Annotated in this window: 12 protein-coding genes; 3 read left to right on the top strand and 9 right to left on the bottom strand. The window is 58.7% G+C overall.

The window, feature by feature from the left end:
* Positions 1–14 precede the first annotated feature (14 nt).
* The gene (fdhF, locus tag ACMGGS_RS00675; RefSeq protein ID WP_414164618.1) at positions 15–2,165 is read left to right on the top strand and encodes a formate dehydrogenase subunit alpha; all 2,151 of its coding nucleotides are present in this window, start codon (positions 15–17) and stop codon (positions 2,163–2,165) included.
* Between the two features lie 10 nt (positions 2,166–2,175).
* On the top strand, positions 2,176–4,500 hold the full coding sequence (gene hypF / locus ACMGGS_RS00670) for a carbamoyltransferase HypF (protein ID WP_414164617.1): 2,325 nt from the start codon (positions 2,176–2,178) through the stop codon (positions 4,498–4,500).
* 266 nt (positions 4,501–4,766) lie between these two features.
* Here the strand turns inward: hypF and norW are convergent, their stop codons facing one another.
* Positions 4,767–5,900: an NADH:flavorubredoxin reductase NorW gene (norW, locus tag ACMGGS_RS00665; protein WP_414164616.1), complete on the bottom strand. Its 1,134-nt coding sequence runs from the start codon at positions 5,898–5,900 to the stop codon at positions 4,767–4,769.
* Positions 5,897–7,345 carry an anaerobic nitric oxide reductase flavorubredoxin gene (gene norV, locus ACMGGS_RS00660; protein ID WP_414164615.1) on the bottom strand — a complete coding sequence of 483 codons (1,449 nt, stop codon included), beginning with the start codon at positions 7,343–7,345 and terminating at the stop codon, positions 5,897–5,899. Before norV ends, norW begins: the two co-directional genes overlap by 4 nt.
* A 185-nt stretch (positions 7,346–7,530) precedes the next feature.
* Here norV and norR point away from each other — a divergent pair, with 185 nt between their 5' ends.
* Positions 7,531–9,048, top strand: a complete 1,518-nt coding sequence (gene norR / locus ACMGGS_RS00655; protein WP_414164614.1) for a nitric oxide reductase transcriptional regulator NorR — start codon at positions 7,531–7,533, stop codon at positions 9,046–9,048.
* Here the strand turns inward: norR and gutQ are convergent.
* The 7 genes from gutQ to srlA all read right to left on the bottom strand — a co-directional run bounded on the left by gutQ (position 9,045) and on the right by srlA (position 14,145).
* Positions 9,045–10,010, bottom strand: a complete 966-nt coding sequence (gene gutQ / locus ACMGGS_RS00650; protein WP_414164613.1) for an arabinose-5-phosphate isomerase GutQ — start codon at positions 10,008–10,010, stop codon at positions 9,045–9,047. The genes norR and gutQ overlap by 4 nt on opposite strands.
* Positions 10,003–10,776 (bottom strand): glucitol operon DNA-binding transcriptional repressor SrlR, encoded by a 774-nt coding sequence (srlR, locus tag ACMGGS_RS00645; RefSeq protein ID WP_176920000.1) that lies wholly within the window; start codon positions 10,774–10,776, stop codon positions 10,003–10,005. Before srlR ends, gutQ begins: the two co-directional genes overlap by 8 nt.
* Positions 10,777–10,842: 66 nt before the next feature.
* Positions 10,843–11,202: a transcriptional regulator GutM gene (gene gutM / locus ACMGGS_RS00640; protein ID WP_414164612.1), complete on the bottom strand. Its 360-nt coding sequence runs from the start codon at positions 11,200–11,202 to the stop codon at positions 10,843–10,845.
* Positions 11,203–11,448: 246 nt separating this feature from the next.
* On the bottom strand, positions 11,449–12,228 hold the full coding sequence (gene srlD, locus ACMGGS_RS00635; RefSeq protein WP_414164611.1) for a sorbitol-6-phosphate dehydrogenase: 780 nt from the start codon (positions 12,226–12,228) through the stop codon (positions 11,449–11,451).
* Between the two features lie 17 nt (positions 12,229–12,245).
* Positions 12,246–12,608 (bottom strand): PTS glucitol/sorbitol transporter subunit IIA, encoded by a 363-nt coding sequence (gene srlB, locus ACMGGS_RS00630; protein ID WP_414164610.1) that lies wholly within the window; start codon positions 12,606–12,608, stop codon positions 12,246–12,248.
* Positions 12,609–12,619: 11 nt separating this feature from the next.
* The gene (locus ACMGGS_RS00625) at positions 12,620–13,585 is read right to left on the bottom strand and encodes a PTS glucitol/sorbitol transporter subunit IIB (RefSeq protein ID WP_414164609.1); all 966 of its coding nucleotides are present in this window, start codon (positions 13,583–13,585) and stop codon (positions 12,620–12,622) included.
* A complete protein-coding gene (srlA, locus tag ACMGGS_RS00620; protein ID WP_194208155.1) occupies positions 13,582–14,145 on the bottom strand; it encodes a PTS glucitol/sorbitol transporter subunit IIC in 564 nt (187 codons plus the stop codon). Before srlA ends, ACMGGS_RS00625 begins: the two co-directional genes overlap by 4 nt.
* Positions 14,146–14,339: the final 194 nt, after the last annotated feature.

Here is a 14,339-nt window from a genome sequence, read left to right as displayed (position 1 = left end):
CAGGTCTGTTACTGATGAAAAAAGTTACGAGCGTATGTCCTTATTGCGGCGCTGGCTGCAAACTGAAACTGGTTGTCGAAAATAATCGTATTATCCGCGCGGAAGCGGCGGACGGTAAAACTAACCAAAATGAACTTTGTCTGAAGGGCTATTACGGTTGGGATTTTCTGAACGATACCAAACTACTGACGCCACGCCTGACGCAGCCGATGATCCGCTATCAAAAGGGCGGCAAATTTACGCCGGTAAGCTGGGATGAAGCCATTCGCTACACCGCGAAACGGCTGAGTGATATCAAGCAAAAATATGGCCCGCGCGCCATTATGACCACCGGGTCATCGCGCGGGACCGGTAATGAAACCAACTATGTGATGCAGAAATTCGCCCGCGGCGTGCTGCATACTAATAATGTCGACTGCTGCGCTCGCGTGTGCCATGGGCCGTCCGTCGCCGGATTGCAGGAGACGCTCGGTAACGGTGCCATGAGCAACTCCATCGGCGATATCGAAAACTCGCGCTGTCTGCTGGTTTTTGGCTACAACTGCGCCGATTCGCATCCAATTGTGGCGCGCCGGGTAATTAAAGCGAAGCAGAACGGGGCCAAAATCATCGTTTGCGATCCACGCCGTATTGAAACCGCGCGCATCGCCGATCAGCATCTGCAAATCAACAACGGCTGCAATATGGCGCTGGTCAATGCGTTCGCTTACGTGCTACTGGAAGAAGAACTCTACGATAAAGAATATGTGGCGCGTTATACCACCGGGCTGGACGCGTACCGCGAGCAGGTGCAGGATTACGCGCCGGAAGCGGTGGAGCATCTGACCGGCGTGTCGGCGCAGCAGATCCGTCAGGCGATGCGTACCTACGCCGCCGCGCCGTCCGCCACTATTATGTGGGGGATGGGCGTGACGCAGTTCGGTCAGGCGGTAGACGTGGTGAAAGGATTGTCGAGTCTGGCGTTGATGACCGGCAATTTAGGTCGTGAAAACGTCGGCGTCGGTCCGGTGCGCGGGCAGAATAACGTGCAGGGTGCGTGCGATATGGGCGTATTGCCCAATCAGTTCCCCGGCTATCAGGATGTAGTTGATCCCGACGTGCGGGCGAAATTCGCCAACGCCTGGGGCATTGACGTCAATCAGATGGACGATAAGGTCGGCGTGCGGATCACCGAGGTGCCGCACCTGGCGCTGGAAGGCAAGGTCAAAGCCTACTACATCATGGGGGAAGATCCGCTCCAGACCGAGGCTGATTTAGGGTTGGTGCGTAAAGGCTTCGAAGCCCTCGATTTTGTGGTGGTGCAGGATATCTTTATGACCAAAACCGCCGAGCAGGCCGATGTACTGCTGCCCGCGACCTCCTGGGGCGAGCATGGTGGCGTCTTTACCTGCGCCGATCGCGGCTTCCAGCGTTTCGAAAAAGCCATTGAGCCGAAGTATAACGTCAAGCGCGACTGGGAAATCATCAGCCTGCTGGCCAGCGAAATGGGCTACCCGATGCATTACGACAATAACCAGCAAATCTGGGACGAAATGCGCGAACTGTGCCCGCTGTTCTACGGCGTGACGTATGAAAAAATGGGCGACATGGGGCACGTTCAGTGGCCGTGTCCGACGCTGGACCATCCCGGTACGCCGTATCTGTATGAAGGCAATAAATTCTCCACGCCGGATGGCAAAGGGCATCTGTTTGCCGCCCCGTGGCGCGCGCCTGCCGAGCGTCCTGATGAGGCCTATCCGCTGGTATTGTGTACCGTACGTGAAGTGGGGCATTACTCCTGCCGCTCGATGACCGGCAACTGCGCCGCCCTGCAAACGCTGGCTGACGAGCCGGGTTTTGTGCAGATCAATCCGCTGAACGCAGAGCAACTGGGCGTGCGGGACGGACAGCTGGTGTGGGTCGAATCCCGCCGTGGTAAAGTGATCACCCGCGCCAGCGTCAGCGAGCGTATTAATCAGGGCAGCGTCTATATGACCTACCAGTGGTGGATTGGTGCCTGCAACGAGCTGACGCAGGATAACCTTGATCCGATTTCCAAAACGCCGGAAACCAAATACTGCGCGGTAAAAGTGACGGCGATTGCCGATCAACGTCAGGCGGAAGAGTACGTGCAGACCACCTACAGCAACATGAAAGGACGGCTGTGCGAAGCGATAGCGGAGTAATCATAGCGCGATGAGTAACAGCGGCGTGCAAATCCGGGTGCGCGGTAAAGTACAGGGGGTGGGTTTCCGCCCCTTTGTCTGGCAGGTGGCGCAGCGGCTGGAGCTAAAAGGCGACGTCTGCAATGACGGCGCTGGCGTGGTGGTGCGGCTGCTGGGGGAGGGCGACGCGTTTCTTGCCCAGCTTCATCAGAACTGCCCGCCGCTGGCGCGTATTGATCGGACCGACATCCTGCCAATGCGTTGGGACGTTACGCCGGTAGATTTTACCATTCGCCAAAGCGCGGCGGGGAGCATGAGCACGCAGATTGTTCCCGATGCCGCCACCTGTCCGGCCTGTCTGGCGGAAATGAACGATCCGCGAGAGCGCCGCTACCGCTATCCGTTCATCAACTGCACCCACTGCGGACCGCGTTTCACCATTATTCACGCCATGCCCTACGATCGTCCTTTTACGGTGATGGCCGATTTTCCCCTGTGCCCCGCCTGCGAGGCGGAGTACCGTAATCCTTACGATCGTCGCTTTCATGCGCAGCCGGTGGCATGCGCAGAGTGCGGTCCGACGCTGATGTGGCGGCGTGCCGGGGAACCGGAAGCGCTGGAATCTGCGTTTTTGTATGACGGGGGAGAGGCGGATCAGGAGTCAGCCTTACGGGCGGCGGTGGCGCTACTGACCAGCGGCGGGATCGTCGCCGTTAAAGGGCTTGGTGGTTTTCATCTGGCCTGTGATGCGCGCAACGGGGACGCGGTAGCGCGGCTTCGCCAGCGCAAACGGCGTCCTGCCAAACCGCTGGCGGTGATGATCCCTTCAGCCGACGGCTTGCCGCCGCAGGCGCGCACGCTACTTTCAACTCCCGCCGCGCCGGTGGTGCTGGTGGAAAAATCCGGCCTAAACGACCTGAGCGAAGCGATTGCGCCGGGCCTGAATGAGGTTGGCGTGATGCTGCCCGCGACGCCACTGCACCATCTGCTGATGCAGGCGCTCGACCGCCCGCTGGTGATGACCTCCGGCAACCTGAGCGGTAAGCCGCCCGCCATGACCAACGCGCAGGCGCTGGCGGATCTGGCGGATATCGCCGACGGATTTTTACTGCATAACCGCGACATTGTGCAGCGCATGGATGACTCGGTGGTGCGCCAGAGCGGGGAGATGCTGCGCCGTTCGCGTGGCTATGTCCCGGACGCGCTGACGTTACCGCCAGGCTTTCACGACATCCCGCCAATGCTTTGCCTCGGCGCGGATCTCAAAAATACCTTCTGCCTGGTGCGCGGTGAACAGGCAGTGCTCAGCCAGCATTTTGGCGATCTCACGGATGAAGGCGTTGAGGCGCAGTGGCAACAGTCGCTACATCTGATGCAGGCCATCTACGATTTTACCCCGCAGGCGGTGGTCGCCGACGCGCACCCTGGCTATCACTCTTCGCAGTGGGCTGCCGCGCACGGCCTTCCCCATCAAACGGTACTCCATCACCACGCCCATATTGCCGCTTGCCTGGCCGAGCACCGCTGGCCGCTGGACGGTAGCGATGTGATAGCACTGGCGCTGGACGGCATTGGCATGGGCGAGAACGGCGCGCTGTGGGGCGGCGAGTGTTTACGGGTGAACTATCGGGAATGCGAGCATCTCGGTGGTTTGCCTGCCGTCGCGCTGCCCGGCGGCGATCTGGCGGCACGCCAGCCGTGGCGCAACCTGCTGGCGCAGTGTCTGGCGTTTGTGCCGGAGTGGGAGCGTTATCCGGAAACGGCGGGGGTACGGGCGCAGAACTGGCCGCTGCTGGCCCGGGCGATTGAGCGCGGGCTTAACGCGCCGCTGGCCTCCTCGTGTGGACGGTTGTTTGACGCGGTGGCCGCGGCGCTGGGCGGTGTAACGGCGTTGTCAGACGGAGAGGCTTCGCGGGCGGGCGGCATGTCGAATTTATTGAGCAAGGTATCGACTGCATTGAGCTACGAAGGGGAGGCGGCCTGCATGCTGGAGGCACTGGCCGCGACCTGTGATGAGGTTCAGCATCCGGTCTCAATGCCGGTGGCTGAAAACCAGCTCGATCTGGCAACCTTCTGGCGTCAGTGGCTTAACTGGCAGGCCACACCCGGGGAGCGCGCCTGGGCATTTCACGACGCGCTGGCGGCGGGGTTTGCCTCGCTGATGCGCCAGCAGGCGCAAAGGCGGGGGATTACCACGCTGGTATTCAGCGGCGGCGTGCTGCATAACCGTCTTCTGCGCGCGCGGCTTCGTTTTTATCTCTCTGACTTTGATCTGCTTTTTCCGCAGCAGTTTCCGGCCGGTGATGGCGGCATCGCGCTGGGGCAGGCGGTGGTCGCCGCAGCGCGGCTGGTGTAAGAATCTGCGGCCCCTGAGCCGGAATGCCTGATGGCGCTGCGCTTATCAGGCCTACGAGTCAGCTTCCGGCAGCAGTTTCCCGCAGCAGCTTCCGGCAGCAGTTTCCGGTAGCAGCTTCCGGCTGATGACGGAGGGGTTGCGCTGGGGCAGGCGGTGGTCACTGCGGCGCGGACGGTAAAGGTTTTGTAGGCCGGATAAGGCGTAGCCGCCATCCGGCATAAGCGCGACCGTTGTCAGCAACTTGCCCACCCGCCGCTAAAAATTGCTCACGCGGCCAGCGCTTTGAGCAAGGCAAACGCCTCTTTCATCCGATCTTCGCTGACCACAAACGCGCACAGCCGCTCATCCGCATCCATGCCTTTTGCCACCATCCCCTGCGCATCCACAGCAATTTGCCAGCGCAAATCTCCCCGGCGGGTATCTCCTGCCAGGTGCAGCGGCAGATCCGGAGTCTTCACCTTCACCAGCATCGCCGGAAGTTTAAGCTCGCCGCCCGTAGCGATCAGGGTCTTCGCCAGGCACATGGCGCTTAGCATAATGGGTTGCAGGAAGGGCAGCACCATGCCGTTAATCTCCGCGCAGTCTCCCAGCGCAAAGATAGTGGCGTCGCTGGTTTGCAGCGAACTATTAACCACGATCCCGCGGTTGACCGCCACGCCAGCGCGCCGTGCCAGCGTGGTTTCCGGGCGCAGACCTGTCGCGGCAATCACCGCATCCACCTCAATCACCCGCTGGCGGTCGAGGGTGGCGCGAATGCCGCAGGCGGTCTGCTCCAGCGAGACCAGCTGCGATTTCAGCAGCAGATGCACATCGCTTTCCGTCAGGCGATGTTGCAGCCGGCTGCTGACTTCCGGCGGCATCAGCGAGGCCAAAATGCTGGCGGCGCTGTCGATCAGCGTTACCGTCTTGCCGGCCCGGCAAAAATCCATCGCCAGTTCGGTGCCGATCAGTCCGCTGCCAACAATCAGCACCCGTTTCGCGTCGCGCAGCGTGGTTTGCGCCGCGCGATACTCCTGCTGGCTATTGAGCGTGAGCATCAGTTCATGGCCGGACACCGGCGGCACGAAGGCCGCCGCCCCGGTCGCCAGCACCAGCTTGTCGTACTGCCACTGGCGATCCTGACTCAACACACGGTGATTCGCCGCGTCGATATCGGTAATGCGGGTATGCGGAAACAGGCGCAGGTCGTACTGCTCGGCAAACTCACCTGCCGTTTGCAGCGTCAATTCGTCGGCGTGCAGGCCCCGGCTGATCACATGGCTGAGATCCGGTTTGTTGTACTCATCCATGCTGTCTGCCGCAATCAGCGTTAACGGTACGCTGGCGTCCTGCTTGCGAATATTTTTCACCAGCTGACGGGCCGCAAAGCCCGAGCCGATAATCACTATGCCGTGGTTCATACCGCCTCCGTCGCCAGTTCGTCGAAGACCTCTTTACCTAATGAGCATTCCGGGCACAGGAAATCCTCCGGCACGTCGCTCCACGGCGTACCGGGCGCGACATTCTGCATCGGTTCGCCGGTTTGCGGATCGTAGATCCACTGGCACACGCTGCACTGCATGCACGGGCCAGGGTCGGCTGCGGCAGCCGCGGCGCAGGCGCACTCCTCCTGCGGCGGAGTAATAACCGGTTTGGCTTCCGGCAGCGGAGCGAGCGCCCACTGGCGGGCGATATCGCGACCATGCTGACGGCACACTTCCAGCGCGTCGAGGTCCGGACGCCATTTGGCTTTCAGGCTGAGGGACATTTCCAGACCGGCATCCTGCAAACGGGTGGAGAGACGATCCACCGCGCCGCCGCTCCAGCCGTGAGAGCCAAAGGCGCTGGCGCGTTTGTTGCGAAAACGCAGGCCGGTGATCTCTTCGACCAGCCCGGCAATTTTCGGCATCATCACGTTATTCATCGTGGAGGTGCCCACCAGCACGCCTTTTGAGCGGAAGACGTTGGTCAGGATTTCGTTTTTATCGCTGCGGGCGACGTTAAAGATTTTGACCGCCACGTTAGGGTCCACTTCGTTGATACCCTGGGCGATGGCATCCGCCATCATGCGGGTGTTGTTCGACATGGTGTCGTAGAAAATGGTGATCCGATCTTCCTGATAATCCGCCGCCCATTTCAGGTACAGTTCAACGATCTGCGTCGGGTTGTCGCGCCATACCACGCCGTGCGAGGTGGCAATCATATCGACCGGCAGGTTAAAGCCGAGGATTTCAGTAATTTTGGGCGTCACCAGGCGGCTGAAAGGCGTCAGGATATTGGCGTAGTAGCGCTGGCACTGTTCGAACAGCTCGGTCTGATCGACTTCATCATTAAACAGGCGTTCGTCGCAGTAGTGCTGGCCAAAGGCGTCGTTGCTGAACAGCACCGCGTCGCCGGTCATATAGGTCATCATGCTGTCCGGCCAGTGCAGCATCGGCGTTTCAACAAAGATCAGCTGCTTGTCGTTGCCGATATCCAGCGCATCACCGGTTTTCACCACGTTGAAGTTCCACTCCGGGTGATGATGGTGGCCGTTAATGGAGTCAATCGCGTTGGCGGTACAGTAAATCGGGGTATCCGGAATATAAGACATCAGTTCGGTCAGCGCACCGGCGTGGTCTTCTTCCGCGTGGTTAATCACGATGTAATCGATTTTCGCCAGATCGATCTCCGCCCGCAGGTTCTGCACGAACTCGCGGCTGAATTTGTGATCCACGGTATCGATCAGAACGTTTTTCCCTTCCTGAATCAGATAACTGTTGTAGCTGCTGCCGCGCAGCGTTTTATATTCGGTGCCATGAAAATCACGCACTTCCCAGTCACGTTGCCCAACCCACTGAATATTATTTTTTACCAGAATAGTCATCACAACCTCTATCGTAAGCCAAATATTTATCAAAGATGTATAGCTATAATCAATAAGTGTGCCAGTTTTTAACCACTTGTTTTTAATAATAAATATATTTAATGCTTGTATTTTGAATGTCAAAATGACTATCATCATGACTGTCAATATGACAAAGATGATAGTCAAAAAGACAATGAGGTGGCATGGGCTTTTCGGTTGAGGTACTGGCGAAGATCGCCATCGAGTTACAGCGCGATATCGGCCATCAGGATCGTTTTGCACGACTGATCGCCACGCTGCGTCAGGCGCTGGGCTGCGATGCCTCGGCGCTGCTGCGCTATGAGGCGCACCAGTTTATCCCGCTGGCGATCGACGGGCTGGCGCAGGATGTGCTCGGGCGGCGGTTTGCGCTGGCCGGGCATCCGCGTCTGGAAGCGATTGCCCGCGCGGGCGACGTAGTGCGGTTCCCGGCAGACAGCGATTTGCCCGACCCTTACGATGGTCTGATCCCCGGTCAGGAGAGTCTGAAGGTACACGCCTGCGTCGGACTGCCGCTGTTTGCCGGGCAAAATCTGATTGGCGCGCTGACCCTCGACGGCATGTCCGCCGACCGCTTCGATAATTTCAGCGATGAAGAGTTGCGGCTGATCGCCGCGCTGGTGGCGGGCGCGCTGAATAATGCGCTCCTGATTGCCCAGCTTGAAAGCCAGAACGTGTTGCCGGGCGAGACGCGCGGTTACGGACAGACGGCGGGGCAGCAGATGATCGGCCTGTCGGACAAGATGACGCAACTGAAAAAAGAGATCGCGATTGTGGCGGCCTCCGATCTTAACGTGCTGATTGGCGGGGAAACCGGTACGGGTAAAGAGCTGGTGGCGAAAGCCATCCACGAAGGATCGCCGCGCGGGGCCAGCCCGCTGGTCTACCTTAACTGCGCAGCGCTGCCGGAGAGCGTGGCGGAAAGCGAACTGTTCGGGCATGTAAAGGGGGCATTTACTGGTGCGATCAGCAACCGCAGCGGTAAATTTGAGATGGCGGATAACGGCACCCTGTTCCTCGATGAAATTGGCGAGCTGTCGCTGGCGTTGCAGGCCAAGCTGCTTCGCGTATTACAGTATGGCGATATTCAGCGGGTCGGCGACGATCGCAGCCTGCGGGTTGACGTGCGCGTGCTGGCGGCGACCAACCGCGATCTGCGTGAAGAGGTGCTGGCCGGACGTTTTCGCGCCGACCTGTTTCATCGGCTGAGCGTCTTTCCGCTTTCGGTGCCGCCGCTGCGCGAAAGGGGAGACGACGTGGTGCTGCTGGCGGGCTATTTTTGCGAGCAGTGCCGCGCCCGGCTTGGGCTGTCGCGGGTCGTGTTAAGCCCCGGCGCGCGGGCGCATCTGCTGAGCTACGGCTGGCCGGGCAACGTGCGCGAACTGGAGCACGCCATCCACCGGGCAGTAGTGCTGGCGCGGGCCGCAAGAACGGGGGAAGAGGTCGTGCTGGAGGCGCAGCATTTTGCGCTGCATGATGAACCAGCCGCGCCCGCCGCCGCCAGCGTTCAGCCACCGACCGCTGGCGCGAATCTGCGTGATGCCACCGAACGCTTTCAGCGGGAGTTGATTACCCGCGCGCTGGGGCAAAGTGAGGGAAACTGGGCGGCCAGCGCCAGGCTGTTGGAAACGGACGTCGCCAACCTGCACCGGCTGGCGAAGCGCCTCGGACTAAAAGCCTAGAGGATGCCGGCCTGATAGAAATCCTGAAGGTTAATCGCGCCGGTGAGCTTGCCCTGCGCGTCCACCACCGGCGCGGCGGTAATTTTGCGCTTCATCAGGATCTCTTTAGCATCAACGGCGCGGCTGTCGGCCTGCAGCGTAATACCGCCCCGGGTCATCGCTCCACCGACTTCAGCGGTTAACGCACCGCCGCCTACCAGCCAGCGACGCAGATCGCCATCGGTAAACACGCCCTGTACCTGTGCGTCGTCGTCGCAGACCGCCACCAGCCCAAGCCCGGTACGGCTGAGTTCCATCATCGCGTCCATCACGCTGGTGGTCAGTTTCACCTGCGGGATTGCCGCGTCACGGCGCATCAGATGGTGGACCTTATTCAGCAACCGTGCGCCCAGCGCACCCGCCGGATGCGAACGGGCAAAGTCTTCCTCGTTAAAACCGCGTGCCTGCATTACCGCCATCGCCAGCGCATCGCCCATCATCAGGGTATTGACCGTGCTGGAGGTGGGGGCAAGATGCATTGGGCAGGCTTCGCGCTCGACGGAAATATCCAGCACCGCCGAGGCCGCCAGCGCCAGCGGCGAGCGGGATTTGCCGGTCATCGCCAGTAGCGTCACCGCCTTTTCCTGTAAGCGCGGGATAATCAGATCCAGCTCTTTGGCGCTGCCGGAATAGGAGATAAACAGCAGCACGTCGCGGCTTTCGATCATCCCCAGATCGCCGTGCAGCGCTTCCGCCGGGTGAACAAAAAAAGCCGGCGTGCCGGTGCTGGCGAGCGTTGCGGCGATTTTTTTACCAATATGCCCCGATTTGCCCATCCCGGAAACAATCACTTTTCCGGCGCAGTGGATAATAGTATTGGCGGCGCGAATAAAATCCTCGCCCAGCCGATCGGCGAGGCGGCTGGCTTCCTGTAGCTCCAGCTGTAACGTCTGACGGCCCGCGTCCAACAGAAACTCACTCATGCTCTTCTCCGGTAATAATCACTTCAACGCCTTTTTCTTCCAGCGCCTGCCGAAACGCCGGGGTAATGCCCGCGTCGGTGATCAGTTTATTAACGCGTTCCAGACCACAGACGATGTTGGGGCTTTTGCGGCCAAACTTTGAGGAGTCCGCCATCAGGATGATTTCACGCGCGGCGGCGCACATGGCGTTACTGACGCTGAAGACTTCATTGAAGGTCGTGACGCCCGCGTTCAGATCGATGCCGTCGGTCCCCATAAAGAGTTTGTCAAAGCTGAAATGCTGGAAGGCGTTCTCAGCAAGCTGGCCATGAAAGGAGGCGGATTTTTTGCGAAAGGTGCCGCCGGGCATCAGGATGGTTTGCTCATTATCCAGCTCCGACAGCGCATTGACGATGTGCAGGCTGTTGGTCATCACCGTAATGTTATTAAAGCGGCTCAGCAGCGGCACCATTTGCAACACGGTGCTGCCCGCGTCCAGAATGATGGAGTCGCCGTCGTGGATAAACTTCACCGCGCTTTCGGCGATCAGCGCTTTTTTATGCGTGTTGATCAGCGTCTTGTGATCGATAGGCGGATCGGCTTCATCTTTATTCAGCACGACGCCGCCATAGGTGCGAATGACGGTTCCCGCATTTTCCAGCATCACCAGATCTTTGCGGATAGTCGTGCCGGTGGTGTCAAAGTGCTGTGCCAGTTCCTCCACCGAGCATTTCCCCTGCTTTTGCAGATGCTCAAGGATAGCGGCCTGACGCTGACGTGGTTTCATAGACGTGGATACCCGAATTAAGTTGCGAAGTGATAATTTCGCAAGCTATTAGCGTTCACAACGAAATTACCCATGTTTCAGTTTAAGCGCCAATGATAGTGCATTCTGACAGAGCGGATCTTGTGGAAAGATCACATCAGGCTTTAATTCCTGGAGATATTTGCCCTCAAGCGCGGTAATTTTATCCGGACGGGCGAAAACGGTGAGGCCTCGCATCATCAGCGAGTCGCAGACTTTATCGTTTTTGTCGAGTGCGAGGGCGATAACGACTCTGGGCTTAAAACGGCCGCCGGAGCGCCCGACGCCGACGCGTCCCTGCTGGCAGAGCTTGTCGAAGGCGCGGTTAAAAAGCCAGATTTGCCAGCCGCCGAGGGCGAGCTGGCTAAGCCAGGCAATAATGGCGACGGTGATCAGGGCGGCAACCATAGTTAACTCCTCTTTTGTAGGGGGCCGAATAAAACGCCTTCGGCCTCCGGGGAAAGTCATGCCGGGCGGCGCTGCGCTTGCCCGGCCTACAAAGGTTCAAAACTCAATCGCTTACGATAATCTGTAGGCCCGGTAAGCGCAGCGCCACCGGGCAGGATACAGCGTCGGCCTGCGTCACCCTGTAGGCCCGGTAAGCGCAGCGCCACCGGGCATCGTGGCACACTGGCAGCGCCATCGGGCACACCCTTAAAACATCACCTGACCACCGGTAACGTTAATCGACTGCCCGGTGCAATAGGACGCTTGCCGGCTGGCATAAAACAGCAGCATATTCAGCACGTCCTGATAATCACAACCGCGCTTCAGCGGCACTTTGTCGATGTAATACTGCTCGACCTCGTCCGCCTTAATGCCCAGCTTGGTGGCGTACTGCGGAAGCAGAGACTGAAACATCGGTGACTTCAACAGGTTGCCCAGCATCAGTGAGTGAACGGTAATGCCATATTCCGCCAGATCCAGCGCCAGCGATTGCGTCAGCCCGACGCCGCCGAATTTTGCCGCGCTATAACCGGAATTATGCTTGCTGCCAACCTTGCCCGATTTCGAGTTGATCTGAATAATCCGCCCCTGAATACCGTCGCGGATCATCAGACGGGAGAACTCACGGGCGCAAAGGAAGTAGCCCACCAGATTCACCTGCAAGGAACGGTCAAAATCGCCCAGCGCGAAATCGCTGATAAACGCCGCTTTGGCAATCCCCGCGCTGTAGACCAGCAGATCGGTGCGGCCAAAGATTTCATCCACGCCGCGCGCCAGCGCCAGTACGCTATGCTCGCTGGTAGCGTCCGCGCCGAAGCCGTACGCCATCCCTTCGCCAAATTCGGCGTTAATTTCCTTCGCGACCGTGGCCGCTTTATCACTCTGAATATCCACCACCGCGACGCGGTAGCCTTCTGCGGCAAGCCCACGGCTCAGGAACGCCCCCAGGGTCTGTCCTCCACCAATGACAACGGCAACCTGACTCATACTTTTCTCCTCACAACTTAAGCGACAAATTTCAAAATACAGCCGGGGGCAATCGCCTCTGGCACAGGACCTGCAACGTGAACGGTGCCGGGATATTCCGCCTCATGCTCACCATCGAAACGCAGAGTGATATGCCCAAGCTCACGTAAATTCTGTTCGGCAACATCGCCTACGGCAGTTACGGCATAGTGCAGATCGCCCAGTTCGAACTGTGTGCCTGGCTTAAGTGTGCCGGTCAGCTCGCCGTGGCAGTGGATAAAACAGAACTCCACGATGTCGGCGGGCGCGCCCTCACGAAAGGTGATAAGCATGCGATCGTTGAGCGCATCCGCAGCGCACTGGCCAATCTGGGTAATGGTGGTCTGGTAAATCACAGTCATCTTCAGGCCCCTTAGTGATAGATAAATCCGGAAACAAACCAGGCGATTAAGACGGTCGGCGCGCCGGTAAGGAAACGGCTGACCAGCACCGACGGCACGCCGACGCGCACCGTGTCCTGACGTGCTTCGGCCAGCGACAGCCCCACGGGAATAAAGTCGCACGCCGCCTGGGCGTTAATCGCAAACAGGGCAGGGAGCGCCAGATACGGCGGAATATGTCCCTGTCCAATCTGCACACCAATCAGCACGCCGATAACCTGAGCGATAACTGCACCCGGCCCTAAGAACGGCGAGAGCAGCGGGAAAGAGCAGATCAACGCCAGCGTTACCAGCCCCAGTGGGTTACTGGCGAGCGGGGCCAGACCGTGCGCAATCCAGTCGCCCAGCCCGGAGGCCATAATGATGCCGATTAGCGCCGAGACGAAAGCCATAAACGGCAGGATGGTTTTCAGTACCGTATCGATGGTTTCACGGCCTGCCTGGAACAGGACCGCCACAGCCGAACCCATACCCATACCGACTTTTGCCAGCAGACCATCGCTCTGCTCGGTGATTTTTTTACTGCTGTCGTAATCCCGCCCTGCGGCGGCGGGGTTGCTCTGGATGGCGGACTCGCCCGCCCACGAGATGTTTCCTTCCCGCACGCCTGAGACGTAGATGTCTTCCAGAATGTACTGCGCCATCGGACCGGATTTACCGGTGGAGTGGATATTGATCGTCGGGATCCGCCGCTTCGGATACAGCCCGCAACGCAGGGTGCCACCGCAATCGATGATCGCCACGCCGATGTCTGCCTCCGGCGGCTCACCCTCTTTAAAACCGTCGACCGCCTGCCAGCCGGTCATCTCCACGAGTTTGTCGATAATGGCGGGACGCGTACCGGCGGTGATGTAAACGATCTTCTTACCCGGCGTGGCGTCAAGCTCCAGTGGGCCGCCCCAGCCGCCTGCACCTTTTTCTATACGGATACGTTTCATGATGTCGCTCCAGACAAACGCACGTTTTGTTCAAGTTGAATGCCCATTTTTTTCTCGAAAATGGAGGTCGTCAGATCGGTCACCCAGCCACGGAAGAAGTTAGTCACCAGTCCGACCAGCAGATAACTGACCGCCAGCGGGCCGAGCGGCAGACCCAGCGTGGTCAGGCCGTTGGCGATGCCGAGGTAAACAAACAGTTCGCCGGGATTGATGTGCGGAAACAAACCGTTCATCGAGTGGCAGCTATATGAGGCGGCAGCGTAATAGCTCGGCTTGTATTTTTCCGGCATGAATCGCCCCAGGCTCAGGGTCATCGGGTTACAAAACACAAAGGTGCCGATGCAGGGCAGCAGCAAATAACGTGAAACCGGATTTCCGGCGCAGCGCTCGGCGAAGCGTTCAATACGGTGCTGGCCGATGAAATTGATCAGCGCATTCATGATTACCAGCAGACTAATCAGCAGAGGCAAAATACCCGTCACCATCCCGGTAAATACTTCACCACCTTTCTGAAACAGTCCGATAAACCACTCTGCACCATGGGTAATGGCGTCAATCATTCTTCTCTTTCTCCTGTAGGGCTACGGTCTTGCTAAATGGTGGCCTATTTTAATCAGATCGAAAGATTTAAAAGTGTTAATTTGATCGCAAAATGAAAGATAAATATTTTAGTTTGAAAGATATTAAGAAAAGGGATGGGATCAGATTGTGCAGAAGCACTTTTTTGTTTGCAGGAAACACTACCGCTTCCTTG

The organism is Superficieibacter sp. BNK-5 (assembly GCF_047456055.1).
Taxonomy (GTDB): Bacteria; Pseudomonadota; Gammaproteobacteria; order Enterobacterales; family Enterobacteriaceae; genus Superficieibacter.
Note: the sequence above shows the minus strand (reverse complement) of the source record. Positions and strands in the feature narration are given on the sequence as shown.

Bases quoted from the DNA above. Each gene is read 5' to 3' on its own strand.
- fdhF (WP_414164618.1), top strand. From the start codon at position 15: ATGAAAAAAGTTACGAGCGTATGTCCTTATTGCGGCGCTGGCTGCAAA.
- hypF (WP_414164617.1), top strand. From the start codon at position 2,176: ATGAGTAACAGCGGCGTGCAAATCCGGGTGCGCGGTAAAGTACAGGGG.
- norW (WP_414164616.1), bottom strand. From the start codon at position 5,900: ATGAACCACGGCATAGTGATTATCGGCTCGGGCTTTGCGGCCCGTCAG.
- norV (WP_414164615.1), bottom strand. From the start codon at position 7,345: ATGACTATTCTGGTAAAAAATAATATTCAGTGGGTTGGGCAACGTGAC.
- norR (WP_414164614.1), top strand. From the start codon at position 7,531: ATGGGCTTTTCGGTTGAGGTACTGGCGAAGATCGCCATCGAGTTACAG.
- gutQ (WP_414164613.1), bottom strand. From the start codon at position 10,010: ATGAGTGAGTTTCTGTTGGACGCGGGCCGTCAGACGTTACAGCTGGAG.
- srlR (WP_176920000.1), bottom strand. From the start codon at position 10,776: ATGAAACCACGTCAGCGTCAGGCCGCTATCCTTGAGCATCTGCAAAAG.
- gutM (WP_414164612.1), bottom strand. From the start codon at position 11,202: ATGGTTGCCGCCCTGATCACCGTCGCCATTATTGCCTGGCTTAGCCAG.
- srlD (WP_414164611.1), bottom strand. From the start codon at position 12,228: ATGAGTCAGGTTGCCGTTGTCATTGGTGGAGGACAGACCCTGGGGGCG.
- srlB (WP_414164610.1), bottom strand. From the start codon at position 12,608: ATGACTGTGATTTACCAGACCACCATTACCCAGATTGGCCAGTGCGCT.
- ACMGGS_RS00625 (WP_414164609.1), bottom strand. From the start codon at position 13,585: ATGAAACGTATCCGTATAGAAAAAGGTGCAGGCGGCTGGGGCGGCCCA.
- srlA (WP_194208155.1), bottom strand. From the start codon at position 14,145: ATGATTGACGCCATTACCCATGGTGCAGAGTGGTTTATCGGACTGTTT.